This is a genomic window from Yokenella regensburgei, from assembly GCF_051486985.1.
Classification (GTDB): Bacteria; Pseudomonadota; Gammaproteobacteria; order Enterobacterales; family Enterobacteriaceae; genus CBFFRJ01.
The window spans coordinates 1-26,223 of sequence record NZ_JAHVDV010000029.1; the positions used below are offsets into that span (position 1 = coordinate 1).

Annotated in this window: 21 protein-coding genes; 7 read left to right on the forward strand and 14 right to left on the reverse strand. The window is 49.5% G+C overall.

Going from position 1 to position 26,223, the window contains the following annotated elements; translation table 11 throughout:
- Nucleotides 1–1,263: 1,263 nt before the first annotated feature.
- The gene (locus KXR87_RS18065) at nucleotides 1,264–2,031 is read right to left on the reverse strand and encodes an SDR family NAD(P)-dependent oxidoreductase (protein WP_437433593.1); all 768 of its coding nucleotides are present in this window, start codon (nucleotides 2,029–2,031) and stop codon (nucleotides 1,264–1,266) included.
- A 180-nt stretch (nucleotides 2,032–2,211) separates the two neighbouring features.
- Here KXR87_RS18065 and KXR87_RS18070 point away from each other — a divergent pair, with 180 nt between their 5' ends.
- The 3 genes from KXR87_RS18070 to KXR87_RS18080 all read left to right on the forward strand — a co-directional run bounded on the left by KXR87_RS18070 (nucleotide 2,212) and on the right by KXR87_RS18080 (nucleotide 4,867).
- The gene (locus KXR87_RS18070; protein ID WP_437433594.1) at nucleotides 2,212–3,549 is read left to right on the forward strand and encodes an aspartate aminotransferase family protein; all 1,338 of its coding nucleotides are present in this window, start codon (nucleotides 2,212–2,214) and stop codon (nucleotides 3,547–3,549) included.
- Nucleotides 3,550–3,693: 144 nt separating this feature from the next.
- Nucleotides 3,694–4,071 carry a hypothetical protein gene (locus KXR87_RS18075; RefSeq protein ID WP_437433595.1) on the forward strand — a complete coding sequence of 126 codons (378 nt, stop codon included), beginning with the start codon at nucleotides 3,694–3,696 and terminating at the stop codon, nucleotides 4,069–4,071.
- Nucleotides 4,072–4,219: 148 nt separating this feature from the next.
- Nucleotides 4,220–4,867, forward strand: a complete 648-nt coding sequence (locus KXR87_RS18080) for a hypothetical protein (RefSeq protein ID WP_437433596.1) — start codon at nucleotides 4,220–4,222, stop codon at nucleotides 4,865–4,867.
- Between the two features lie 102 nt (nucleotides 4,868–4,969).
- On the opposite strand, the gene KXR87_RS18085 is transcribed toward KXR87_RS18080, so the two are convergent.
- The 5 genes from KXR87_RS18085 to KXR87_RS18105 form a co-directional block, all read right to left on the reverse strand.
- Complete coding sequence (locus KXR87_RS18085) at nucleotides 4,970–5,674, reverse strand: ABC transporter ATP-binding protein (RefSeq protein ID WP_437433597.1); 705 nt, start codon at nucleotides 5,672–5,674, stop codon at nucleotides 4,970–4,972.
- Nucleotides 5,661–6,497 (reverse strand): ABC transporter ATP-binding protein, encoded by an 837-nt coding sequence (locus KXR87_RS18090; RefSeq protein ID WP_437433598.1) that lies wholly within the window; start codon nucleotides 6,495–6,497, stop codon nucleotides 5,661–5,663. The genes KXR87_RS18085 and KXR87_RS18090 overlap by 14 nt, the downstream gene beginning before the upstream one ends.
- Nucleotides 6,490–7,323, reverse strand: a complete 834-nt coding sequence (locus KXR87_RS18095) for an ABC transporter permease (protein WP_437433599.1) — start codon at nucleotides 7,321–7,323, stop codon at nucleotides 6,490–6,492. Before KXR87_RS18095 ends, KXR87_RS18090 begins: the two co-directional genes overlap by 8 nt.
- Nucleotides 7,323–8,345, reverse strand: coding sequence for an ABC transporter permease (locus KXR87_RS18100; protein WP_437433600.1), 1,023 nt, complete (start codon nucleotides 8,343–8,345; stop codon nucleotides 7,323–7,325). The genes KXR87_RS18095 and KXR87_RS18100 overlap by 1 nt, the downstream gene beginning before the upstream one ends.
- A gap of 141 nt (nucleotides 8,346–8,486) precedes the next feature.
- On the reverse strand, nucleotides 8,487–10,055 hold the full coding sequence (locus KXR87_RS18105; protein WP_437433601.1) for an ABC transporter substrate-binding protein: 1,569 nt from the start codon (nucleotides 10,053–10,055) through the stop codon (nucleotides 8,487–8,489).
- A gap of 720 nt (nucleotides 10,056–10,775) precedes the next feature.
- On the opposite strand from KXR87_RS18105, the gene KXR87_RS18110 reads away from it, so the two are divergent.
- Nucleotides 10,776–11,300, forward strand: coding sequence for a VOC family protein (locus KXR87_RS18110; protein WP_437433602.1), 525 nt, complete (start codon nucleotides 10,776–10,778; stop codon nucleotides 11,298–11,300).
- Nucleotides 11,301–11,669: 369 nt separating this feature from the next.
- Here the strand turns inward: KXR87_RS18110 and KXR87_RS18115 are convergent, their stop codons facing one another.
- The 3 genes from KXR87_RS18115 to KXR87_RS18125 form a co-directional block, all read right to left on the reverse strand.
- A complete protein-coding gene (locus KXR87_RS18115; protein WP_437433603.1) occupies nucleotides 11,670–12,533 on the reverse strand; it encodes a transcriptional regulator in 864 nt (287 codons plus the stop codon).
- A gap of 462 nt (nucleotides 12,534–12,995) precedes the next feature.
- On the reverse strand, nucleotides 12,996–13,766 hold the full coding sequence (locus tag KXR87_RS18120) for a MipA/OmpV family protein (protein WP_437433604.1): 771 nt from the start codon (nucleotides 13,764–13,766) through the stop codon (nucleotides 12,996–12,998).
- 71 nt (nucleotides 13,767–13,837) lie between these two features.
- A complete protein-coding gene (locus tag KXR87_RS18125; RefSeq protein WP_437433605.1) occupies nucleotides 13,838–14,437 on the reverse strand; it encodes a TetR family transcriptional regulator in 600 nt (199 codons plus the stop codon).
- Nucleotides 14,438–14,545: 108 nt separating this feature from the next.
- Here KXR87_RS18125 and KXR87_RS18130 point away from each other — a divergent pair, with 108 nt between their 5' ends.
- The 3 genes from KXR87_RS18130 to KXR87_RS18140 are packed head-to-tail and all read left to right on the forward strand — an operon-like array spanning nucleotide 14,546 to nucleotide 20,351.
- On the forward strand, nucleotides 14,546–16,039 hold the full coding sequence (locus tag KXR87_RS18130; RefSeq protein WP_437433606.1) for an MFS transporter: 1,494 nt from the start codon (nucleotides 14,546–14,548) through the stop codon (nucleotides 16,037–16,039).
- A 37-nt stretch (nucleotides 16,040–16,076) separates the two neighbouring features.
- On the forward strand, nucleotides 16,077–17,213 hold the full coding sequence (locus tag KXR87_RS18135; RefSeq protein WP_437433607.1) for an efflux RND transporter periplasmic adaptor subunit: 1,137 nt from the start codon (nucleotides 16,077–16,079) through the stop codon (nucleotides 17,211–17,213).
- 33 nt (nucleotides 17,214–17,246) lie between these two features.
- Nucleotides 17,247–20,351, forward strand: a complete 3,105-nt coding sequence (locus KXR87_RS18140) for a multidrug efflux RND transporter permease subunit (protein WP_437433654.1) — start codon at nucleotides 17,247–17,249, stop codon at nucleotides 20,349–20,351.
- Nucleotides 20,352–20,878: 527 nt separating this feature from the next.
- Here KXR87_RS18140 and KXR87_RS18145 read toward each other — a convergent pair.
- From KXR87_RS18145 to KXR87_RS18165, 5 genes are all read right to left on the reverse strand, one after another.
- On the reverse strand, nucleotides 20,879–22,021 hold the full coding sequence (locus KXR87_RS18145) for a glycoside hydrolase family 88/105 protein (RefSeq protein ID WP_437433608.1): 1,143 nt from the start codon (nucleotides 22,019–22,021) through the stop codon (nucleotides 20,879–20,881).
- Nucleotides 22,022–22,131: 110 nt separating this feature from the next.
- A complete protein-coding gene (locus tag KXR87_RS18150) occupies nucleotides 22,132–23,223 on the reverse strand; it encodes an alcohol dehydrogenase catalytic domain-containing protein (protein WP_437433609.1) in 1,092 nt (363 codons plus the stop codon).
- A gap of 246 nt (nucleotides 23,224–23,469) precedes the next feature.
- Complete coding sequence (locus KXR87_RS18155; protein WP_437433610.1) at nucleotides 23,470–24,462, reverse strand: LacI family DNA-binding transcriptional regulator; 993 nt, start codon at nucleotides 24,460–24,462, stop codon at nucleotides 23,470–23,472.
- 196 nt (nucleotides 24,463–24,658) lie between these two features.
- Nucleotides 24,659–25,276 (reverse strand): histidine phosphatase family protein, encoded by a 618-nt coding sequence (locus KXR87_RS18160; RefSeq protein WP_437433611.1) that lies wholly within the window; start codon nucleotides 25,274–25,276, stop codon nucleotides 24,659–24,661.
- 263 nt (nucleotides 25,277–25,539) lie between these two features.
- Nucleotides 25,540–26,157, reverse strand: a complete 618-nt coding sequence (locus tag KXR87_RS18165; RefSeq protein WP_437433612.1) for a LysE family translocator — start codon at nucleotides 26,155–26,157, stop codon at nucleotides 25,540–25,542.
- Between the last annotated feature and the right edge of the window lie 66 nt (nucleotides 26,158–26,223).

The window sequence follows — 26,223 nt, forward strand, 5'->3', positions numbered from 1 at the left end:
GTTTTATTCTCATGACGCCGTGTTATCGCTGTAAATTGTGAGGGGTAAAAACAGTGAAAAACCACTCGAATGGCTCCTCGCCCCTTTAGGGAGAGGGAGAAAGGCTAGCCCAGCTGATTTTTTGAAGGTGGGTGCTAAGTCTGCAAACCACTCGAACGGTTCCCTCGCCCCCAGGGGAGAGGGAGAAAGACTGGTCCAGCTTGCTTTTTGAAGGCAGGTGCTAAGTCTGCAAACCGCTCGAACGGTTCCCTCGCCCCTTTGGGGAGAGGGGCAGGGTGAGGGGAACATGCGGCTCTGAGGGTCATTCCGTTCACCTTATGTTCCTTGTTTCTCTGTCGCTCCAGAACCCGTGAACGTGCCAGGGTGGTTCACCGCCACCACCCTGGCGACCCGGGCTCCCGGCTAAGAAAATCGCCGCTGCGCGGTTCACGACGCTTCATCCTTCAGGCTTATCGGGGGCGGGCGGAGGAAACCTCCCTGTAAAGCCGCCCTCGCCGCGCATCCCTGCRCGGCGCCCCGGCCTTGCGGATACGCGTCGYCGATTTTCAGCCGGACCTGGTCATCGCGGTGACGGTTTTATTCTCATGACGCCGTGTTATCGCTGTAAATTGTGAGGGGTAAAAAYAGTGAAAAACCGCTCGAACGGTCTCCTCGCCCCTTTGGGGAGAGGGAGAAAGACTGGTCCAGCTTGCTTTTTGAAGGCAGGTGCTAAGTCTGCAAACCACTCGAACGGCTCCTCGCCCCTTTGGGGAGAGGGGCAGGGTGAGGGGAACATGCGGCTCTGAGGGTCGTTCCGTTCACCTTATGTTCCTTGCTTCTCTGTCACGCCAGAACCCGTGAACGTGCCAGGGTGGTTCACCGCCACCACCCTGGCGACCCGGGCTCCCGGCTAAGAAAATCGCCGCTTCGCGGTCCACGACGCTTAATCCTTCAGGCTTACCGGGGGCGGGCGGAGGAAACCTCCCTGTAAAGCCGCCCTCGCCGCGCATCCCTGCGCGGCGCCCCGGCCTTACGGATACGCGTCGCCGATTTTCAGCCGGACCTGGTCATCGCGGTGACGGTTTTATTCTCATGACGCCGTGTTATCGCTGTAAATTGTGAGGGGTAAAAATAGTGAAAAACCGCTCGAACGGTCTCCTCGCCCCCAGGGGAGAGGGAGAAAGACTGGTCCAGCTTGCTTTCTGAAGGTGGGTGCTAAGTCTGCAAACCGCTCGAACGGTTCCCTCGCCCCTTTGGGGAGAGGGCCAGGGTGAGGGGAAAACATCAATCCCTGTCAATCGCAAACGGCTGCCAGGCCTGACGCACCGGCATTACCTCCACACGGTTGATATTCATATGGTCCGGCAGCGTGGCGATATAAAACATCTGCCCGGCGATATCCTGCGCGGTCAGGGGCGTGGTGCCACGGTACAAATTATCGGATGCCGTCTGGTCTCCTTTGGTACGTACCAGCGTGAATTCTGTCTCCGCAATCCCTGGCGCCAGATCCGTCACGCGCACGCCCGTGCCTAACAAATCACAACGCAGGTTGTAGCTGAACTGCTTCACAAAGGCTTTGGTTGCGCCGTAGACGTGGCTGCCCGGATAGGGCCACTGCCCGGCAATGGAGCCGATATTAATGATGCTGGCACCAGCACCGTGTCGGATGAGCGTCGGCAGCAGGGCATGTGTCACATTCACAAGCCCCGTCACGTTGGTGTCAATCATCGTCTGCCAGTCTTCCAGCGCGACCTGTTGTGCAGGCTGCGGTGCCAGCGCTAACCCGGCATTGTTAATCAGCGTGGTGATGTCAGCAAATTCCGCGGGCAGGGCGGCAACGGCCTGCTTTACGGCAGCGTTATCGCGCACATCAAGTTCGATGATATGAACGGGCACGCGCCCCTGAAGCGACTCTCGTAGCGCTTCCAGGCGCGACAGGCGACGCCCACTCAGCACCAAAGACCATCCCGCGTCAGCAAACACATGGGCGGCAGCTGCGCCGAACCCGGATGTTGCGCCAGTAATAAAGACCACTTTGTTTACCTTCGTCATTGCAAGCTCCTGTTCGGGTTTCGTTCTCACTATAAAAACGCGCGTGAGGGGCATACAGAGCCAGTTAGTCAGCGGGGATGTGACACCCGTGTCACAAGCCACTAACCAGACTGGCTCTACCCGCCTGAGAAGGGTGCGCCGCATGATGAATCTTCCACAACGGTATGAGAGGAGCAAGGCATGAAACTGGCACTTCAGCGAGAAATGGCGATAACCAATGATGAGGTACGTCAACTGGACCGCGCATACGTTTTCCATTCGTGGTCCATGCAGGGCAACCTCAATCCCCTGGTGATTGCCGGGGCACAAGGCTGTGAGCTCTGGGATTATGAGGGCAACATCTATCTGGATTTCAGTAGCCAGCTGGTCAATGTGAATATCGGCTACCAGCATCCGCGCGTGCTGGCCGCCATGAAAGCGCAACTGGAAGCACTGACCACGATTGCACCGGCAACGGCAAATCTGGCGCGCGGCGAAGCGGCAAAACGCATTGTCGACCTGGCTCCGGCGGGCTTTAGCAAAGTGTTCTTCACAAACGCAGGCGCGGATGCCAACGAAAACGCCATGCGTATGGCGCGCATCTATACCGGGCGTGACAAGATTTTTTCGGCCTACCGCTCCTACCACGGCAACACCGGTAGCGCCATTGTGGCGACCGGCGACGCACGCCGCATTCCGAACGAATATGCCCGAGGGCATGTGCACTTCTTTAACCCCTATCTCTACCGCAGCGAATTTAATGCCACTACTGAAGAAGAGGAGTGTCAGCGTGCGCTGGCACATCTGCGCCGGATGATTGAGTGCGAAGGACCGAACGCCGTGGCCGCCATTTTGCTGGAGTCGGTGCCGGGTACTGCCGGGATCCTGGTGCCGCCGGCAGGCTATATGCAGGGGGTACGAGCGCTGGCCGATGAGTTTGGCATCCTGCTTATTCTTGATGAAGTAATGGCCGGTTTTGGGCGTACCGGAAGCTGGTTCGCCTTCGAGCAGGATGGCATTGTGCCGGACCTCATCACCTTTGCTAAGGGCGTGAATTCCGGATATGTTCCCGCAGGTGGGGTGATCATCTCAGAAAAAATCGCCCACTGGTTTGACGACCACTTCTTTGCGGGCGGCCTGACCTATTCCGGTCACCCCCTGGCGATGTCGGCGATTGTTGCTACCCTGGATGCAATGAAAGAGGAAAACGTGGTGGAGAACGCGGCAACCATAGGTAATGGCGTGTTGCGTTCCGGGCTGGAAGCGCTGGCCGCCAGACATCCTGTCATTGGTGAAGTGCGTGGACGCGGTATGTTCCAGGCGCTTGAGCTGGTGACGCACCGGGGCAACAAAACCCCGGTTGCCGCCGCTGACATGGGGGCGATAAAAAACGCACTCATCAACGCAGGTCTGCTGCCTTTCGTGGTGGAAAACCGCATTCATGTGGTACCGCCCTGCACCATGAACGCCGCCGAAGTACAAAAAGGGTTGGCTATTTTTGACCGGGTGCTGGGGCAGTTTAGCGCTCTGGTGGAGTAAGGGGCATACCTTAACTGGCGGTGGCGTCCCGCGTGTAGAGCCTGGCGTGGAAGCGGGTCAGGGTAGCTCTGATGCTATTCGCTGACTGGATCCTGTCCAGGCTTGTGGCTATGCTCAACCTCTCTTTAATGGCGAGACATAGCGATGAGTCCAACGCTTCCAGAGGTTATCAGCTTTATCCGTGAGTATGCAGGGCTGCGAAAACAACCTATTGATGCAAATGCGTATATTGAGAAAGATCTCCATATTTGCGGTGATGATGGTGTGGAGCTTTTACAGGAGGCAGAGAAATTTTTTGGCGTCTGTTTTGAGACGGATGAGCATAATTTAAGGACGCTTTTTTCAATGAAAGAAAATGAGTACCTCTTTACTAGTGAGGGTCTGGATCTGCTCGGCATTAGCTATTTTTTTGAATGGGTACGCGGCATCCCGCATCCGACGACCCGGGATCTTACAGTCGGTGAATTTCATCAGGTATTAGTGAAGCTCAGGTCACAACAAGAGAGCGAGAAGCGTCGCTAAAACCGGGGCATATCAGCGCTACGGCTGGTGGGTAAGCGTTAACAGAATTGAGCTTCCAGCCCACGTCTTTATACATTCAATTATATATGTTAACTTATTTAACATTATTTCAAGTTGTGGAAGGGTTTCCACACTTTTAATGATAAAGATGAACGATGAAATCAATCTCAAAGGAAAGAAGATGAAAAAGAATTTATTTGCTTTGTCACCCGCTCTTTTAATCGCTCTGCCCTGGCTTGTTGCTCCCGCCTATTCTGCGCCGCCCGTTCGTTCTGTTGACGTCAAATCTTTCGATGTCGCTGGCGTAAAGACCGGAATGAGTGTTGAAGAAGCTCGCGCGGCAATGCAAAAAAATTTCGGTGTCTCAGCAGATAAAATCAGAGCCTCTGAGTCCATGAAAAATCAGTACGCTACCATTATTACAGGTAGCCCGCAGATTCAGCACCTTGTGTATGAAAATAATGGCACAAGAATGCAGGTGAATTTTCAACCGCGTATCCCCTACAACAAAGCTAACCCCATGGCCGCTTACCTCATTACCTATGAGATCCCCTGGACTAAAGAAAATGAGAAGGCGATGAAAGAGGCCGCCATCGCAAAATATGGCCCAATTTCAAGTGGTGGAATGAATCCGGTATGGTGTGAAAAACCGTTGCCTACGTCAGGTATGGGTTGTGAAACCAATACCGCTCAACTGACGGTTGGCAGTACCTCGTTGAGATTATTTGATCCTGCCTGGCAAAACGCTGCCACTGAATATATGGCGCAGCAAAAAGCGACCAAACCTCAATTCTAATTTCGCCTGCACCTTTTATCGCCCTTGCCCTGCAAAGTGCGGGGGAGGGCGATGTGGTATCAGACGTCCTTTGGCGCTAACAACCTTCTCGCGCGCCAGCACTTACCCCATCCGGTGCTCACCACGCGTCATGGCTGCCCGGTCAAAAAAGCGTTCAATGCGGCCATTTGCCATAAACGCTGCGCGATCGGACATATGGGCAATCACATCGGCATCGTGGCTCACCAACAGATAGCTCATTCCGTGCGTGGCCTTCAGGCGGTTGAGCAGATTAAGGATTTCCGCCTGCACCGACATATCCAGCGCCGAGGTTGGTTCGTCGAGCAGCAGGATCTGCGGATGCAGCAACAGCGCACGGGCAATGGCGACACGCTGGCGCTGACCACCGGAGAGCTGATGTGGGAAACGCCGCGCCGCATCTGCCGGTAGCCCGACCTGTTCCAGCGCCGTTGTTACCTTTTGCTCAATCGCCTGCTCACCATGAATTTTTAATGGTTCAGCAAGGGTGCGATAGAGGGTGTGATTGGGGTGCAAAGACGCATAGGGATCCTGAAATACCATCTGCACATTGCGCCGCAGGTTTCCCTGAAAACGGGTTTGCGCTTTTATCGGGCGACCAAACAGCGACACCTCACCCTGCCACTCCCGCTGTAAGCCTGCCAGCACCCGCAGCAGAGTGGATTTACCGCAGCCGGAGGCGCCGATAAGACTAAAGGTTTCCCCTTTTTCGACGGCAAAACTGGCGTCCGAAACCACGGTTTTTTCACCGAAGCTCACCTTCAGGCCGCGAATATCAACGACTGCCATGATTAACCTCACTAAAGGACAAAGCGCGATCGAGGGTAGGTAGCATCTGACCAAAGGTGCGCGCATCAGGGCGGCAGGTCCAGAGGGTACGGGTATAAGGGTGGGTGGCATGAGGCAAATCAGAGGCCGCCATCGCATCCACACACTCGCCCTGGTACATTACCATCACGCGGTGACAGTGCTCCGCCACCAGCGGCAGGTCGTGGCTTATCAGCAACATCGCCATTTGCCGCTGTTCGCACTGGGCGACCAGCAGTTCCAGGATCTGGTTACGCAGCCTGGCGTCCAGCGCAGAAGTGGGTTCATCGGCAATCAGCACTTTAGGATCGTTAATCAGCGCGATGGCAATCATCACGCGCTGGCCCATGCCGCCGGAGAGCTGACCGGGGTAGCGTTGCAGTACGTCAGCAGGCAGTTCCACCGCCTGCAAAACCGCATGAATTTTCTCCAGCCGTTGCGCGCGGTTGAGCCGCTGATGCAACGTCAGGGCTTCATCCAGCTGCGACAGGACGGATTTGACCGGGTTGAGCGCGTAGCGGGGATCCTGCAACACCATTGCCACCCCATTGCCGCGCAGACTGCGCCAGCCTTTCGCAGACAGGGTGCGCAGATCCTTACCCAGCACATTAAGTTCTGTTGCACTGACTTTTCCAGGCTGGCGCACCAGCCCCATCAGGGCGCGGGCGGTCATGGATTTCCCGGAACCGGATTCGCCCACCAGCGCCAGACGCTCGTTACCCAGGGTTAAGCTCAGGTTTTTTACCACCCTGGCACCGGGATAATCTATGTTCAGCCCCGATACCTGAACGCGTGTCTCAGTCATGGTGTGGCTCCAGTACGTCCCGCAGGCCATCGCCCAGCAGGTTAAAGGCAAGGCTTGCGATAAGGATAAGGGCGCCGGGGGCTGCGGCAATCCACCACTGGTCAAAGATGACCTGCATGCCATCAGCTATCATCGCCCCCCATTCCGCCATTGGCGGGCGGGCACCGAGCCCCAGGAAACCCAGGCCGGCGGCGGCGAGAATAATGCCCGCCAGGTCGAGCGCCAGGCGCACGATAGCAGAGGGTAAGCAGAGCGGCAGAATGTGTCCTGTTAACAGTCGGATTCCCCGGATACCCATCATTTCCGCTGCCGCCAGATAATCACTGTGCCGCAGGCGCTGGATCTCACTGCGTGCCTGGCGTGCATAGGCAGGCCAGGTGGTGAGAGCCAACGCCAGCGCACCATTCACCAGTCCCGGTCCGAGCATCGCCACAAAAGCAAACGCCAGAATCAGGCGCGGCATCGACATCACCACATCGGTAAAGCGCATTAATATACGCTCCAGCCAGCCGCCGTAATAACCGGACAAAATACCCATCAGTAACCCTGCGGGAAGCGTAATGACCGTGACCAGCGCCACCAGACCCAGCGCCGGGCGGGTGCCATAAATCAGTCGGGAAAGCAGGTCCCGCCCGTAGCTGTCTGTCCCGAGCCAGTGTTCGGCATTCGGGGCCTGCAGGCGCGAGGCGGCATCCTGCCAGTTCGGATCAAGTGGTGCCAGCCACGGAGCAAAAAGCGCCAGCAGCAAAAACAGCATGACAATCAGCAACCCTGTCACGGCGGCAGGGGAGCGGCGCAGACGGCGCAAAAAGAGAGACGTCGGCATCAGTGCACCCTCGGGTCGGTTAACCGTACCAGCAGGTCGGTCAGGTTATTGATCAACACAAAGCACACGCCAATCACCAGCGTACCGCCCATAATCGCGGTTGTGTCTCCGGCAAAGAGGGCGGTCGTGAGGTAGCGGCCAATGCCAGGCCAGGAGAAGACGGTCTCCGTCAACACTGCCCCTTCGAGCATCCCGGTGTAGGCCAGCGCCACCACCGTCAGCAAGGTGCCGCGAATATTCGGCAGCACATGGCGCAGCAGAATGGTCATCTCCCCGGCACCTTTAGCGCGGGCCAGCAGAATGTACTCTTTATTCATCTCCCCCAGGCATGCCGAGCGGGTAAGGCGCGTGATGCTGGCAAGAGAGTAATAGGCCAGCAGCAGCACTGGCAGGATCAGATGACTGATAGCATTTTTGAAGGCGGCAGGATCGCCGGAAAGCCAGGTATCGATTAACGCAAAGCCGGTTTGCGGCGTCACCGTGTACTGATAAATATCATCCAGACGGCCCGGTCCTGCACTCCACTGCAAACGGGCATAAAACAGCGCCAGCATCAGCAGGCCAAGCCAGAAAATAGGGACAGAATTACCCAGCAGCGTAAAGGTACGCACCGCCAGATCCCAGGGTGAACCGGCAAAACGTGCACATAATACGCCGGCAACCACGCCGAACACTGTGCCCACAATAAGCGCCAGGGTCGCCAGCTCAAGGGTGGCCGGAAAGGCAGAGAGTAAATCCTGTAATACCGGCTGCCCGGTGGCGCTGGCGGTGCCTAAATCACCGTGGAAAAGAGCGAGCAGATAGTGCCAGAACTGCACGGGCAGGGGCTGATCGAGCCCAAGCTGGTGGCGAACCTGGTCGTAGGTGGACTGGCTGGCGTGATCGCCGACTATCTGCAGCACCCGGTCAACGGGAGAGAAAGCGGACAGCGAAAAAGTGACCAGCAACAGGCCAAAAAGGGTCAGGGCGAGAGTGAGCAGCGCCTGTACGACGCGGATCACGCTGGGTGAAATAGCGGACATGAATAACTCATTGATAGCAGCTGTCTGGAAAACTGCCCCTCATCCCGCACCTTTGTCTTAAGCGGGTAAACAGGTACAACGTGCTTTGTACTGCCCCCTCTCGCGTGGGGGAGAGGGGCAGGCTGAGGGGCATAATAAGCATTACTTCGTTACGCGGTCATACCACACCATATCCGCATTCAGACCCTGCTGGTAGCCCTTCACGTTGTCTCGTACCACGATCTGGGTTTTACCCTGATCCACAAACACGTACGGTGAATTGTGCTGCAGTTCCTGCTGCATGTCTTTGTAAAGACTCAAGCGCTTCGCCGCATCCGGCTCGGCGACGGCGGCCAGCGTGGCTTTACTCAGTTCCGGGATCTGCCAGCCGTTCAGTCCGGCAACGGTGCTGGATTTGCCATCGTTATAGGCAAATGCGCTGGCGTTGGAGTGCGCGTCAAAATAGTCCGGGATCCACAGACGAATCGCGGCCTGGTGCTGTTTGGCGCGAACGCGGGCATAAACCTGGCTACCGGCAGCCGGCAGCAGATCCACTTTTACGCCGCCCTGAGCAAAGCTCGCCTGCATGGACTGGGCAATAGTAATGAACGGAGGCTTGTTCTCAACGTCCAGCGTGAAGTGAGCATCTTTAATTCCCGCTTTAGCCAGAATCTCTTTCGCTTTGGCTGGATCAAATTTGAACGGATTGTCTTCCAGCGCACCCGGCAGCCCCACCGGCAGGAAGCTCTGGTGTACAAAGTACTGACCTTTCAGAAGGTTTTTGGTAATGCCCTCGTAATCCACCAGCCAGCGCGAGGCTTCCCAGAACGCCGGGTTACTGAGTAGCGGATTGGCATTGTTACCGGCGTTAAACACCAGATAGTTCTGTTCAGCAGAGGGAATACTCAGCACTTCAATGCCTTTTTTACCCGTCAGGGCGCTAATCTGATCCGCCCCCAGGTCACGGGCGATATCCGCATCACCCTGTTCAATCAGCAGACGACGCGAGGCAGGGTCCGGCACGTTCTTAATAATAATGTTCTTCACTTTCGGTGCACCGCCCGGAGAGGTCGGGTTCGCGTCAAGCACAATGGCCTGATGTGGCTGGTACACGCGCATTTTAAACGCGCCACTGCCTGCGGAATGCAGCTTAAGCCAGGCGTTGCCGAAGTCGTTCGCTTTCACATTGGCGCTGACCAGTTTCTCATCCACGATTGAGGCAATCGGGGTAGAAAGAATGTTGAGGGCCACCGCAGGGCTGACGTCTGCCGTCCAGTGAAGCTGCACGGTATGCTCATCCACTTTCTTCAACTGGCTGGCGATGTTACTGGCTTCCCATCCCAGGACGTTGAGGATAAATGCCGGTGATTTGTTCATCGTCACCGCACGGGTGTAGGAGAAAATCACATCATCGGCGCGCAGCGGGTTGCCGGAGGCAAATCTGGCATCGCTTTTGAGTTTGATAGTCAGCGTTTTCGCGGCGGCATCAGCCTGCCAGCTCTCGGCCAGCACCGGGTTAATCTTTTCAGGGTTCTCACGATCCGGCTGCACCAGGCGCTCATACAGGCTCGGTACGGTCTGAATACTGGAGAGCTCATTGGCCTCTGCCGGATCCAGACTGACGATATCGTCCAGGCCTTGCGCCACGACCAGCGTATCCGGCGGCGTTGCGGCATAGCTGGTGGCAGAGAGCAGCGTCATGATGACGAAGGACAGCAGTTTTTTGGTCATATGAGATCCCTGTAACGTTAAGAAAGTATGTGTATTTTGTATCGCTAAAGTAGGCTGCTTCCGATTTTTCTTAAAGTCCAAATTCGTCTTTCTTTATGCACTTACGGCATAAGACAGAATTTTTTGGCATGACCGAAGCGCGGATGGCTGAGGTTTACTGCGTCCACCGGTTACAGGAGCCAGAAAGGCCAAAGCCAGAGGTTAACTTAAGGCCGTTTCACCCTTTGCGAAAACCTGAAGAGAAATAAAGGTGCAGCCTGTGGGTTGCGGGTGAAGAGGGAGTAGCACCATGCGCTGGAGAAACACACTCACAACAGATTTTTTGAGCGCTTTAGCCAAACGTAGCCTTAAGAAACGGTCAATGTTAATCGGTGCAGGACCCTGAATAAAAGGCGGGAAGGCAGGGAAATAGGCGATTTAAATTTATCTCCTTCAGGTGAAGAAATATAAGCTGACAGCCTTAGGCTGCATCAGCGAACGCCTGAAAGCTATCACTGGGTTATCAGAGGATGCCATCATGCAGCCTATAAAAGAATCGTATAATTTTTATGCTGATAATGGCGCTCTATTCTGTACGGCTTTCAGCACCATCCGGCGAAAATATCTCATTAGCCTTGCCTGAAAACTATCAGTCCAAATGGCCTCGGCGTGACAAACGTCAAAATTATGCCAGGATTATTTTAAGATTTATAAAATCGCTTTAAAAATTAGGGAGGAAAAATGATAGTACGTGGTATTGAACATATTGGTATTACCGTTAGTGATCTTAAGCAAGCAGAGAATTTTTTTGTTAATGCATTTAATGCGGTAGTGCTTTATCGCCTTGTTCCACCAGACTTCCCCGGTAAAGAGATTACGGGTGACAATATGTATCCTTTGAATGGTTTCCCGGTCGAAATGAATGTAACGGGTTTATCTATGTTACGCCTTGCCAACGGCTGTAATATTGAACTCTTTCAGACATCACCTTCAGCGCAGGATCATCAGGCTAACCCTGCAACACCGGGAATTAACCATTTTTCAATATATGTTGATGATATCCTTCTGGCGGGTGAAAGAATGCGTGAGAATGGTGCAAAAATGTTTGAGGGGCCGTCGGACTGTTTTGCTCAGGAAGAGGGAAAGGGCAATCAAACATGGTTTGGGATAACGACTTTCGGTGTTCTTATTGAATTAATTACCCTTCCTGCCGGGCTAAATTATGATGAGCAATCGACAGCAGCGCGATGGCTGCCATCGTCTTAATTGTAATAATCCAGACGAGCTTTAAGCGCGTTTAACGACAGTGCGTGATAATGTTAATTGCATTCTGCGTTCCCTGGTGGCATTAGTGCTTTTATTACCGGGGGCGTAGAAAATTCCCCAAAAATGGATTTGGTTGCTTCTGAAAAATCTGCGCGACCGCATGTGGCTCTATCTTTAACACCCGTCGAGGAATTCAGTTTTCCAGTCAGCGAGTTTATATTCGCAAGAAAACCCTGGTGATAATAACAGCAATAATGGCAGGCCGCATGAAGTATAGGTTGCACTGTTTTGCCAGCATTCATCAAAGACTCAATCCTGACAGGACGCTGAAGCACTCAAAAGGTAATGCATTAATTATGTTTTTATTTTTTAAATTATTATGCGACCTGACGAAAGAATGTCGCACCATTGTTTCTTATATTCCCAGCCTTTTAAATATATTCCCAGCGAGAAAATAGTCGGGATCTTAGAATGGGAACCTGACATTTTTGCTTCTGTAATATTTTGCCACAAAAGCGCCGTTCCTGCTCCTACGTTCATAAAGTTAGGATCCACCCCACCATTTATATCATCAAAATATAACCAAGTGGATGATTCTGCACGATAAATAAGATCATAAGCAGCTGGCTGGTTATTTATAAGCAAGACGTTGCCAAACAGTAGATCGTTTAGTTCTTTAAAAACATCTTCCAGAAGCGTTTCATCAAAGCACTTTATTTTACCATTCCAGCGCAAGTTAAAAAGCTCACAATAAATCTGACTAAGCGCTTTTGCAGAGAAACCAGAAATGCTTTTAAATTCTCCCCCTGATTCTTTAATTTTTCTTATCTCAGCGTTTCGCTTACGCACAGTTGTTTTTGAGAAATCCTCTTTTACGTAAGCAATTTTGTGCTTTAAAAGATCTGAGTATATACCGTTATGGTAGCTATGCTGTGCAAGCGGAGAGAGCCGTTTAGTTTTATGTGGCATAAATACTTTGCTGCCAGGAGCAACTGGAAAAAGCAAATCATCAAAAATAAAAGGAATTTTGGGATTATGATACACCAGAGAATCATTGAAGGTGCAATATGCAGCATTGTGTCTATTATAATAATTTATTTCAATACCCAGTGTCGCCCTTAGATAATTGAGAACGCGTGGGTGAACGCAGACACTACCGCCGAATTTATAGTAGAAATTAGCATAAACTTCAGGTGTGCAAGTATTCCAGCCGTATAAACTTCTTTTAAACATTTGAATGCTCATTAGTTAAGCTAAAAGAGATTTGCTAAAAAATAAGGAAGCGAGTGTTTTTATTAAAACGTTGTTGTGCTTTATTGGACTCAGTGTAACAGAAAGGATTTTATACTTTCAATCACCTCACGCATTTTTAAAGATTAATTTAGATATGGGGCTGCCCCCACTTGCATTGCCCCTTATGTTTGGAACATAATCTTTTGTTAAAGTAATGCCAGGAAAATCATGCAGCTTCCATTTATCTGAAGCATCTCAAAACCATCATGTTTAGTTAGTTTAATACCAAACACTGTTACAACTTGATGATGTAAAGTGTGCAATACGTGTACGGCACCGCATAATTAAAAGCTAATAAAAATATTGTGTTATAAATACTAAGATATTATTTACTTAACCCAGTTTCTGTGTTTGTTTTTATAAATTTCACTAAAAGTTAGCCGGGTAGCCCCGGCTGTCATTTTAAAAAGTATACGAGAACCCTGTCCAAAATGTTAACAGGGAATCTTTTGCAACCATTGGGCTTTTGCTTACTTCGTTGGGAATGAAAGTATACCGGGAACCACCATAGATATTCCATTGCTCTGTCAAGCTATAAATAATATTGAATTCAGCAAAAGGTGCCCAGCTATCCCCGGGCGTATATTTAGTGTTCCCACTTCTTGCAGCTTCATCTGAACTAATACCGTAATAGTAGCGGTTAAATTTACGATCGCTCCAGTTAACACCTACAGCAGGTAACAAATTGAACATACCCAGCTGAATGGGATAGCTCCATGTTTGACTAAAGTTGTATCCATTACTGTTATTCAGAGCATCAGCAGCCAAAACGGTTTCAAATATGCCCCATTCATCAGATTGATGCGTATAACTTACACCCGTCATTATGCTGCTGCGACGATCGTTAAGTTTACGCATTTGCGAGGAGTGGCTATCTGTTGCCTTATAAGAAAGTGGCAGATAGTAACCTAATATTGCCATTTGGTCTGAGGGCGTTTTGAAAAAATCATATCCTGTACTCAGTCCATGAAACCAGAATCGACCCGTTTCATATTCTATATTAGGGAATAAAAGATTATTTTTATTCTCATTAACGCCTTTGTAAATTTTAGAAGACCAGCTTCCTGTTAAACCCAATGAAAACTCATCAGCCTGAGCTGTAGTTATCAATAATCCATTGAGAATAAACGCGGTCAGCGCTGGATTAATGAGGGACTTTCTATTTATAACCATGATACCTTGCCATAAAAATATTTAACTAAAAATCTTTAGAATAAACCTACGTTGAAGATAAAACTCAAGGGTTATTCATGAATAATCACTAATTGACTTTTTAAGAATGCATTTGTATGCATTTCATACTCGTTATCGCCAAATTCTTCGAACTGAAGCCCCAGCACCCCGTCCAGTCCGCATGAGTAAGCAATACAATCCCATGCTACCGATTTGATTGGCCGAAGAGTTTTAAATTCACCATTTTTAGTACCCGTTTCAAGAAGGTCTACCAACGTAGCATGCCATTCCTTAATAGCTTTCCTTAGTGCGTTCAGCATAACTTCATCGTGATACGAAAGCACTTCCGCTTCCTTCCATAACTGGCTGTAGTGACGAACCTCTTCAATGTTTTTTGTGAAAAGGCACCAACCTATCATTTCCAGAGTTCCTGCATTTTCCTGGCAACCGGATTTTTTAAGCAGCGCCAGGGAATCTGTCACAGATAATAAAAATGCTTCCGCTTTGAGTTCAGATGCAGAAGAAAAGTGACGATGAATCTGGCCCAGGGCTATCTGCGCCTCTTGCGCAATTCTTCTCACAGTCATTGCGGTTAGCCCATCTGCAAAAGCGACTTTTACAGCTGTTTCAAGAATCATCCGGCGTCTTTCATTATGACTTAAGTATGACATATCAAACTTTTCCTCATTTCACACCAAAAGGTGGACAAGCGTTCATCTTCACTATAAATTCAAGCTGAACAGTTGTCCATCTTTTTGGTTTGTTAATGGTGTAATCAGATGTTAATCAAGTGGCGTATTCTTATTATCATTATATTCATATACTTACCTGTTTCGCTTGATGCTACTATTCTGTATGTGGTTGCGCCTGTTTTAAGTACTCAGCTCAAAACCACATACACAGAATTGCTGTGGATTATGGATATATATCCCATCGTTATGGCTGCTTTATTGATACCAATGGGTGCGCTGGGTGATCGCCTTGGCTTTCGAAAAATGGCTTACCTCGGCAGCGCACTTTTTGGCGTGGCCTCGGTGGGTACAGCGCTCGCTGATACACCGTTGCAGCTCATTTCCGCTCGTGCATTACTTGCCGTAGGGGCAGCAGTAATTGTTCCAGCTACGCTTTCAGCCGTAAGGATTTACTATCCGGTAGAAAAAGATCGTAATGTTGCTCTGGGGATTTGGACGACCATTGGCACGGGCGGCGCACTGGCAGGTCCTCTGCTAGGTGGAATGTTACTGGAAAAGTTTTATTGGGGATCGGTTTTTCTTATAAACATACCCGTTGTACTTGTCGTATTTATGTTGCTTCGCAAAGTGGCTCCGAATGCTCAGCGAGAGAGTAAACAGCCACTTAACCTTTCTCAGTCATTATTGCTAATGAGTGGACTTCTGCTGCTGATTTACGCTTTCAAAGGTCTTGCCAGGCAGGAATCTATGACTGTTATGTATATTTATATCAGTCTTGTTGCCATTGTTTTGCTGGGTCTTTTCATCATCCTACAGCTTGTGTTGCGTACTCCTTTACTTGATATGGGACTTATCAAACAGCGCAATGTCATAGCAGGTCTTATCCTTGCTTTAACCTCGATGATCTCACTAGTTGGATTTGAACTGGTTATCTCTCAGGAACTTCAGTTTGTTCATCAGTTTACGCCTATCGAAGTCGGTATTTATGTATTACCGCTGATGCTGGCATGTTGTCTTACCGGCCCATTCGCTGGGTATTTAATAAATCGTTTTGGCGTTAAAATCATTGCCACCGCAGGGCTTGGCGTGTCAGCTTGTTGTCTTTATGCCTTGTCGGGTATTGATTTTGTTAAGGAGTCCTTCAACGCGAAAATCTGGATGTTTTTATTAGGGATTAGCGATACCGCTGCATTAATGGCTTCTTCTTCAGCCATTATGACGGCAGCGCCAGAAAATAAAGCGAGTATAGCCGGGTCGATAGAAGGTATGTCTTATGAACTAGGAACAGGCCTGGGAATTACTATTTTTGGTTCTGTACTTGCGAGCATTTACTCTACCTCATTTCGGCTTCCCGAAATTTTTTCTGAAACTATTTCGCTTACGGCTGGAACTTCATTCAGTGAAGCGGTGACCATTTCAGAACAACTCGATGAACCAGCACGTACCGCGCTTCGTAATGCTGCCTCATCTGCATTTATTCATTCTCACTCCATTACACTCCAGTCGGCAGCATTAATTTTAGTTTTACTCATGATGCTTACCCTTTTTATTTTTAAGCATAAATGCGTGTCTGGTTATTAATTGTCACCCTTTACTTGATTTTAATCGGAAATATTAAATGAATATCAGAAAGCTGGCTATTTACACAACTTTTTGTCTTGGTTTTATCACGGGTTGTGACTCTTCTGAGCTTTCCGGGGGCCCCTCTTCACCTCCAAAAGCAAAGGTTGTCACTAAAACGCTTGAAGCTGAGGACATCTACCTGATTCGTTCTTTCCCGGCTCGTATTTCTGCGGTTAAAACCGCACAGATTCGCCCGCAGGTTGGAGGTATTATTCAAAAGCGATTATTCATGCAGGGCTCAGAAATACGCCAAGGGCAACCATTATTTCAAATCGATGCCGCGCCTTTTGAGGCAGATGTCGAAATGGCTAGCGCAGCGGTTGCAAAAGCGAAAGCAACCTATCAGCAAATGAGTAAAAAAGCTTACCGGTTCTCTTTACTCAAAAAAAATTCTGCTGTGAGCCAGCAGGATCTTGACGATGTTCAGGCCAGTAGCGCCCAGGCTGCGGCAGACCTTGCAGAAGCGTTAGCTTCATTGAACAGAAAAAAACTGGATCTGAATTACGCGACCGTAAAGGCACCTATAAGCGGGCGTATCGACCAGGAATTCGTTACAGAAGGTGCACTGGTAAGCCCGGGGGATTCACAAGCTATGGCTGTAATCCAGCAGCTTGATCGCGTTTATGTTGATGCCAGAGTTCCTACAGAGGAGCTTCGCTCAATTTATTTTGCAGATGATAATGAGACTTCTGTTCAGAAAAGTCGAGAGGCAACGGCGGCTGTTCTGGATGGAAATAATAACTCCTACGATGTCGACACTCATCTGCTTTTTTCAGGCATCAGTGTTAATGATGAGACCGGAGATGTTGTGCTTCGGGCAGAAGCGGATAACTCGCGCCGGATTTTATTGCCGGGAATGTTTGCAAAATTGCAAATTACCCGCCTTATCCAAACAGGTGGGCTGGCTATTCCAGAACAGGCGATAAGCAGAGCTGAAGACAAAACTACCGTATGGATTGTTGGTCAGGATAACAAAGCGAAGCGCATCGAGGTCAAGACCGGTGAACAAACAGCGAAAGGAATAACGGTAACAGCTGGCCTGAAAGCTGGCGATAAAATAGTGATCGAAGGTCAGGACAAGCTACATGAAGGCGCAGAGATTATTGATCTTTCAAATAAAAAACATAGCTAACTTGGTAATGACTCTTTATCACGGGAAATTATGATGTCACAGTTCTTTATACGCAGACCTATATTTGCCTGGGTTATTGCGCTTTTTATTATTCTTTTGGGTGTGATCGCTATTCCGCAACTTCCGGTCGCTCAATATCCGTCCGTTGCACCACCGAGCCTCTCTATTACGGTGACTTATCCTGGGGCAACCCCTCAGACGATGAATGAATCGGTTATTTCACTCATTGAACGTGAGTTATCAGGTGTTGACGATCTGCTTTATTATGAATCAACCAGCGATACCTCCGGCGTTGCTTCTATTACCGTTACTTTCAAACCCGGTACAGATATCCGGCTTGCACAGGTTGATGTGCAGAACCAGATTAAAGTCGTGGAACCTCGACTGCCACAAGCTGTCCGACAGAATGGATTAAGCGTAGAGGCTGCCTCTTCAGGATTTCTGATGATGGTGGGCCTCAACTCGCCTGATGGCAAGTTCAGCGAAGCCGACTTGAGTGATTACTTTGCGCGAAAAATTACAGACGAGCTTCGTCGTATTGATGGCGTCGGAAAAGTACAGGCGTTTGGCTCGGAGAAAGCCATGCGCATCTGGGTTGATCCTGCAAAGCTCATTGCTTACAAGCTCTCCATCAGCGATATCAATACCGCCATTACAGAACAAAATGCGCAGGTCTCCCCCGGCAAGCTGGGAGATTCTCCAGCAACCGCGAATCAGTTGACAGCCTATCCCTTAGACGTCAATGGTCAGTTGGGTACCCCAGAGGAGTTTCGTAACATCGTCCTCAGGGCGAATCCGGACGGCTCGCGGGTATCATTGGGTGATGTGGCCCGGGTTGAGCTTGGATTACAGTCTTATTCATTTGCCATCAGAGAGAACGGGCACGGTTCAACCGCCGCCGCTATTCAGCTCTCTCCCGGCGCGAACGCCGTTCGGACGTCTGATGCGGTTAAGGCAAGGATGGAGGATCTTGCAAAATCCTTCCCGTCAGGCATGGAATACTCCATACCTTTTGATACTTCGCCCTTCGTAAAAATCTCGATTGAAAAGGTTGTTCATACCTTTATCGAAGCGATGGTGCTTGTTTTCCTGGTGATGTATCTCTTTCTGCAAAACGTGCGCTACACCTTTATACCCGCGATCGTTGCGCCGGTTGCGTTGCTGGGCACTTTCACGGTGATGATGCTGGCCGGTTTTTCCATCAATGTTCTGACGATGTACGGCATGGTTCTGGCCATAGGGATAATTGTCGATGACGCCATTGTCGTGGTGGAAAACGTCGAGCGTTTAATGGCGGAAGAAGGGCTATCACCTAAAGAAGCTACGGTTAAAGCCATGAAGGAGATCACCGGCGCGGTCGTTGGTATTACCTTAGTTCTGACTGCCGTCTTCCTGCCAATGGGGCTCGCTTCTGGCTCAGTGGGCGTAATTTATCGCCAGTTTACACTGTCGATGGCGGTTTCCATTCTGTTTTCCGCGTTTCTGGCATTAACGCTGACGCCTGCGCTATGCGCAACGCTACTGAAACCCGTTACTGCTGATTCTCATAAAAAGAACCGGTTCTTCACGTGGTTCAACACATCCTTTGATCGCCTGACAGGCCGTTACGAAAATGGCGTGACCCGGGTCATACGTAAGACAGGAAGGATGTCATTCATCTATCTGGCATTGTGCGGTGTTCTCTATTTCGCCTTTAAATTCTTACCGTCGTCATTCCTGCCAGAAGAGGATCAGGGATACTTCATCACCTCAATACAACTGCCAGCCGATGCCACGATGAAACGTACTGAGGCGGTGGTGAAGGCCTATGAGAAACAGGTGATGGAACGTCCGGGCGTGGAACGTAACGTTTCAATTCTGGGGTTCAGCTTCTCCGGTGCGGGCACAAACTCTGCGATGGCGTTTACCACGCTCAAGGACTGGGACCAGCGCAACGGCGCAACAGCGCAGAATGAAGTGACAAATATTCAGAATGTGCTGGGCGATATTCCTGAAGCGACTATAACCAGCCTACTTCCTCCCGCTATCTCTGAGCTAAGTACCTCATCCGGTTTCACCCTACGTCTGGAAGATCGTTCCGGGCACGGTTATCCGGAGCTGGTGAACGCTCTCAATATGCTGCTTGAGAAAGCGGGGCAAAGCGAAGCACTGTATGGTGTTTATATGGATGGCCTGCCTGATGGTATGGGTCTCAGCCTGAAAATTGATAGACAAAAAGCGGAAGCGATGGGGGTCTCTTTCAACGAAATTAATCAGACGCTTACTGGTGCACTTGGCTCAAGTTATGTAAATGACTTCCCAAATAATGGTCGTGTACAGCAGGTCATAGTGCAGGCTGAAGCGGAATCACGCATGCAGCTGCCCGAAATTCTCTCCCTCAATGTGCGCAATAAAAATGGCGGGATGGTGCCGCTGTCGGAGTTTGTCCGCCCACAATGGCAAGTCTCGCCAGTTCAGATGGTTCGCTACCAGGGCTACCCGGCCTTCAGGATAACCGGCTGGCCAAACTGGGGTTATTCGAGCGGGGATGCAATGGCTGAAATGGAGAAAATTGCCGCAGATTTACCGGCGGGTTTTGCCATCGAATGGACGGGGCAGTCGCTACAGGAACAGCAGTCAGCTTCTGAAGCGCCGATGTTAATGCTGCTCTCAATGCTGGTTATTTTTCTGGTGCTGGCTGCACTTTATGAAAGCTGGTCGATACCGGTTTCAGTCATGCTTGTTGTGCCGTTGGGGCTTATCGGAGCAATGATTGCTGTCTACCTCAGAGGTATGCCAAATGATGCCTTCTTCAAAGTAGGGATGATCACTATCATCGGTCTGTCCGCTAAAAACGCCATCCTGATCGTTGAGTTTGCACGTCAGTTGCAACAAGACGGTGAAAGTCTGCTGAATGCTACGGTTAAGGCCGCACGGATGCGTTTAAGACCGATCATGATGACATCGCTGGCCTTTACTCTCGGAGTCGTGCCCTTAATGCTCGCCTCAGGGGCAAGTGCCACGACTCAGCAAGCGATTGGTACAGGGGTATTTGGCGGCATGGTCACCGGAACGCTACTGGCGATCTTTTTCGTGCCTGTATTCTTCATGACAGTGTTAACGCTGGTTGACAAATTTAAAAAGAAATCTGGCATCTGATTGTTTGTAATTTTCAGGAGAGGTTTGCCTCTCCTGTCGCCAATTATTGATCCCTTTACGGGTAGAAATGGCATTTTTCTCACATCTACAGCACGTCTTAAGTTGCAAAGCGTATATAAGATGACCTTGTGTAGGAGCGTAAGGGGAAGAAAAAACGATATAAACATTTTATCATCAGATGTTGTGATTATCAGTCCGGATTCGCCGACTTTTCAGCGAAAGAGCGGCGTACCGGCGCTGTCTACGATCTCATTAAGGAATAAATTTCGTGTTATCAGGCCGGGGGGCTGAAGAAGTTATCAGGTGTCTCGCTCCGATTAAGCAACCTTGATGACATTTATATATTCTTCTCCTGCCCGCTAACCGGAAGGAAATAATCTGGGAACATGTCAGCTTATTTTATTAATCTAAAAACATGGAGAGTGCTGGCATGCTTTTAAGAGGGGGAGGCTTTACTGTGGCTGCATCTGTAAACATGCGGGTTAGACCATTAAAGTAATGGCGATGTAACGCCATTACTTCTTATATCAGAGGTAGGTGTGCAAATATTCGGCCATACAAAGTACCGCCATTGCCTGCCCGTAGGGCATGGGGGTGAGGGGGATTTGACGGTAGTAGTCTAAATCGGGTCCCATTTCAGTGCCAAACGAGGATTGAGTCAGTTCCCCTTGCTCATTAATACAGCTGACTACGCCCCGAATCGCCTTTTCTGCCGTAAGAGCATATTCAGGACTAATGTAACGTTTACGTACGGCTTTCAACATTCCATAGGCGAAACCTGCAGTCGCTGAACTTTCAAGATATGATTTCTTGTCATTAAGAAGCGTATGCCACAGGCCACTTTCATCCTGAAGTTGCGCCAGCGCGCTTACCTGGCTCTTTAGCACTTCCAGTAAAAAACGACGCGTTGCATCAGACTCTGGTAGCCCAAGTAAGTCTATAAAGTCCGGGATCGCCACCGTCAGCCAGCTATTACCCCGTGCCCAGAGTGCGCGCGAGAAATTATGATTACCCTCGAATGTCCATCCGTGAAACCACAGGCCAGTCTCACGATCCATCAGGTACTGAATATGGGTAAGAAACTGGAACTTTGCCTCTTCGATATACTCTTGTCGCCCCAATAACTGACCAATTTTTGCCAGTGGCATGACGGTCATCATCAGCGTGTCATCCCACAATTGTTGATTATTTTCTTTATGTATAACGACGTGCTGAATCCCACCTTTTTCAGTACGCGGCATATAGTGCATCACCCATTCAGCCCAGCGTTCGAGCAGCGACAGCCAGACCGGGTTACGTGTTTCTTCATAACGATAGGCTAAGGTCAAAAGCGGGCAGACAGTATTAACATTTTTAGTGGGCGTACCTTCCGCTAATCGCGCGGCGAACCAATCGTCGATTATAGCAAGCACCTCTGGTTCGCCAGTTTGCTGATAGAACTGCAAAATGCCGTACAGCCCAATACCGTGCGTCCACTCCCACCCGGCTGCCCAGCCTTTGGCATCGATAATTCGGCCATCATCCAGATGCAGAGCAAACTCGCCTGTTTTGTCTTCAATTGAAATCAGATTCTGTGTGACTTTATGAATTAGTGTGGTTAAAGAATTACGCGAAATAAAGTGTTCTTGCTGACGTAATAGCGCGCTGTGCTTTACTGGATAAATCGTCATTGTCTCATTCTACCTGTTTGTCATTTACTGAAGAGGTAAAACCGTTATTCGGTGTTTCAGGTTTAATGCCCTACCGCTACGACTGTAGTGAAAGTAAACATAGGTTTCCCTTACTCTCCGTTCGGAACCAGAAGCACTTTTACAGCCTCCGGCGTGCCGAAGGTTTGAAAGGCGCTCACCCAGCTTTCAAGAGGAAATTTATGCGTAACGATGCCATCAGCGGTTAATAGTTTGCGACTGAAGAGATCGATAACGGTCTCATAGCAACCCGGGCTTAAATGCGCGCCACGAATATCAAGTTCTTTCCGATCGCCAATAATTGACCAGTCCACGGAAGTTTCCCGGCTAAACACGCTGAATTCAACAAAGCGGCCCAGTTTGCGGATCATCTGTAGCCCCTGCGTGACAGCAGCAGGATTACCTGACGCCTCAATATAAACATCGCAACCATAACCGCCTGTCAGCGCTTTTACCTCTGTAATGACATCCTCTTCTAGTGGATTCATGACCACATCTGCCCCCAGCCTTTTTGCCAGTGCCAGACGGTAAGGCATGGTATCGATAACAATTAGCTTTTTAGGTGTTTTCAGTTTGATAGCCTGAATCATTCCCAGCCCAAGCGTTCCGGCACCAGCAAGCACGACGACATCATTAAACTGAATGTCTGCGCGGTTTACAGCATGTACGGAACAGGAGAAGGGTTCAATGAGTGCACACTCTTCCAGCGATAATGATGGAGGGATTTTATGCACCCGGCTTGTGGGTTTGAAAAGCATGTATTGCGTCATGCCACCATCAGCATCCTCTTTTTGAAAGCCGTAAATATCATGCTTTTCGCACATCCAGTACTGACCGTTACGACAGAACCTACATTTGTCGCAGGGAACAATCTGTTCAGCTATAACCCGGTCGCCCTCCCTGACGCCAAAGTGCTCCAGTGCATTTGGACCTGCTGCCTCCACCGTACCAAAAAATTCATGGCCGCTTACGACGGGGGTTTTGACATAGGGTGGAAAAGTTTCATTTCCCCAGAACATTGGGGCACCGTGATAACAGTGAAAATCAGAAGCACAAATGCCGCATGCGCCAATCTTTACAAGAAGCTCATTGCGTTGAGGTTCAGGCAGAGGCGAAGAGACTAAGCGATAGTCATGAGGGCCATAATTGACCAGTTGTTTAATAACGGTGGGGGTAGTGTTCACATCAACTGTCCTTTAATCGATGAAGTCGATTCAACATACAATGTTTTCGTGAACATTTTTAAGTGCAAAACTGATTTTGTGATAAGGGTAACATTTGAATTTTATTAGTTATTAAATATCAATAACTTAAAAATGAAACGCCGTTTCTATTTTTAATTAAAGAGGGTTGAATCATGTGTGGGAAAAGGATTAAAATGTTTATGTAAACATCAGGTGATCAGCGGGAAAATTTATTAATGCTTTGAATTAACGAAAGTTCTTCAGGAAGCCATTTATTACGGTACGCGGCTGCCAGGGCTTGCCTTCAACGGCTGCAATGAGATTTTCAGCCACGATTTTGGCCCACAGTTTGTAATCATGAACAACAGAAGGGTAGAAAAATCCAAAGGCTTCCGCATTGGGGATATCGTCAATGGAAAGAAAGTCGACGTCCTTCAGAGACCAGTTTATCGAGACATTGTGCGCCGCTAACGAGATAGCACCATTGATGCCAACTATTGCATCATAGTTACTTACGCCCGCAGCAAAATGGGCCGCAATCATATCACGCGCGTTTTCATAGCGGTAATCGGTATAAAGATATGTGATTTGCGTTGCAGATGGCAGGTTCTCGCCGATGCTCTTTGTTCGGGCTCTGGTGATCCGCGACTGTTCCGGACCACCAATGATGAGAACTTTTTGGTGCTTCTTTTTCTTTATTACGGTAGCAATCATTTCTCCGGCGCGTTCATCGTTGACGTAGACGGCAGGCAGTGTGGTATCAAACTGTCGATCAAACTGAATAAGCTTTATGGCAGAGTTGCAAAGTATCCTCAGATGGCTGGTATCATAATCGGGTGAGTCATCAATAACGGATAACACGACACCTGCCGCTTTATAGCCTGTGAGTGTATTGATTGCTTTTACTTCTGAATCCCGGCTACCTCCGGTAGTAAAAATCATTACCGAATAGCCTTTCGACTCCGCATGTTTGCAAAGCTCCTGAATCACGTAGGAATAACTTTGATTAAAGGTGTCATCCGTCACGATGCCGATTATAGGGCTAAGTGTGGTCTTAATATTCTGCGCGAAGATGTTAGGGACATAATCGACTTCAGCGGCAATACGCAATATCTTTTCTCGCGTATCGATTTTTACTTTCTCAGGGTCGGTAAACGTCCTGGAAACGGTAATGCTGCTAACCCCCGCAAGGCGAGCAATGTCGGTGATGGTTGGTGCTTTTTTACCCGTTTCTTTCATGTCTACACATTTATCCAGCCAGAAAAAGTCACTATACCATCATAAGAGGTGAGGTTCTGAAATTCACCTGTTACAGCGCTACGTAAATAATGACTGGATGCCTGACCGGATGTTGTCTTCAGGGCGATACGCTGGCGTGGTGCTTAAATCAGAATTTTCCACGCAGGATAGGGCGTGAATAACGCAAGGGTAATAACTAATCAAGATAGCGTAAATGTGTGGCAATCCCCCATCTGAGTGAGGTGCATCTTCCGTTAATCAGGTCGAAAACCGAGTAACTCGCGTTGGGCTGCGCATATCTGGGGAAATCACTGACAACCCCACTTTTAAGCCTCGCCAGAACGCCCTGAATGACATGCCCGTGAGAAACAAGACAAAGTGTTTGATGATGTCGTGTTTTTTCCAGACTGTATAAAAAATCCAGCACCCGCTGAGAAGCATGCAGGAGAGACTCACCGCCTGGTGGCTGATACTGCGCATCACATTTGAATAACGCATTTGCATCGTCAGGGCGCTGTTGCAGGAGCTGTGCTGATGGCATGCCTTCAAACTCACCCAATGCCTGCTCTTTCAGGGCGGGCTCAGCGAGAAGTGAGCAACCAAAGCCCTCGGCCAGGCTCTGACCCATTTGCCAGGCACGCCCAAGCGGAGAGGCGTAAACAGATTCTACCCGGTACGCACTTGCTGCCAGGGTTGCCAGCAAGGCTGATGTCTGACGCTCCCCCTGTTGGGTCACCGTACTATCACTCTGCCCCTGAATAATTCCTCTCACGTTCCACTCTGTTTGCGCATGCCGGACAAGTATCACTTTCATCAGTAAGGGCCATGTCAGTTTTTGAATTAATTACACCAGACCAAAGCTGTCTGTTTAATGTAGCGGGATGCGTTCTGCTCCGAAAAAAACAGCGTCAGAGGTGGCTGAGTACCGTTACGTTCAGTCTCAGAGGTGAAGTGTTACATGTAGTTAACGTTCCCTTCTGGCTGGTCAAAGACAGGAAGCACAAGGATAAGGTTTGCTATGCGCTAAAAACAGAAATATATCATTCGTCTTAGTAGACGATAACGTGCTCCTCTGTCCTACTTCAGCAGCAATCGTATTCCAAGCAAGGCCATAATGCCTCCGCTTAGTTTATCTATAAACTTACGGTATTTAATGTACGCCTGGCGTGGCCCGTGAGTTGATAATAAGCATGCAACGACGGCATACCAAAGCACGTCAATAACAAATGCCATTGTAGGCAGAATGATGTACATCACCGGCTGAATATTTTTGCTAAGCGCAGCGGAAAAAATACTGGCAAAAACCAGTGCCGTATGGGGATTGCTGATCTGGGTAAATACGCCAGTCATAAAAGCTTTTGTGGCGCTGAGTTCCTCTGCTCTGGTGAAGTCATTAAAATGATTTGGAGGACGACGAAACATTTTTGAAGCTAACCATAAAAGGTAACAACCCCCTGCCACCTTGAGGCCGGTGTACAGTGATGGGATCATCGTCAGCAGGGTGTGAAGGCCCGCTAACGCTATGGCAGCAAAAACAAACGCACCAAAACCCATACCTGCAGCAACAGATAACGCGGCCCGTCTCGAAGTGGACATAGCCGTTCGGGCGACAAGAAGAAAGCTCACTCCCGGGCTCATTGCGCCAAACAGGATAGCTACGCCAATAGCAGAAAGCGCAATCACATCACTTGTCATTCATCTTCTCCGTCAGTAAAGAGTCCAGGCAGCTCCCTCATTACGCTAACCGCCATCCTTAAACGG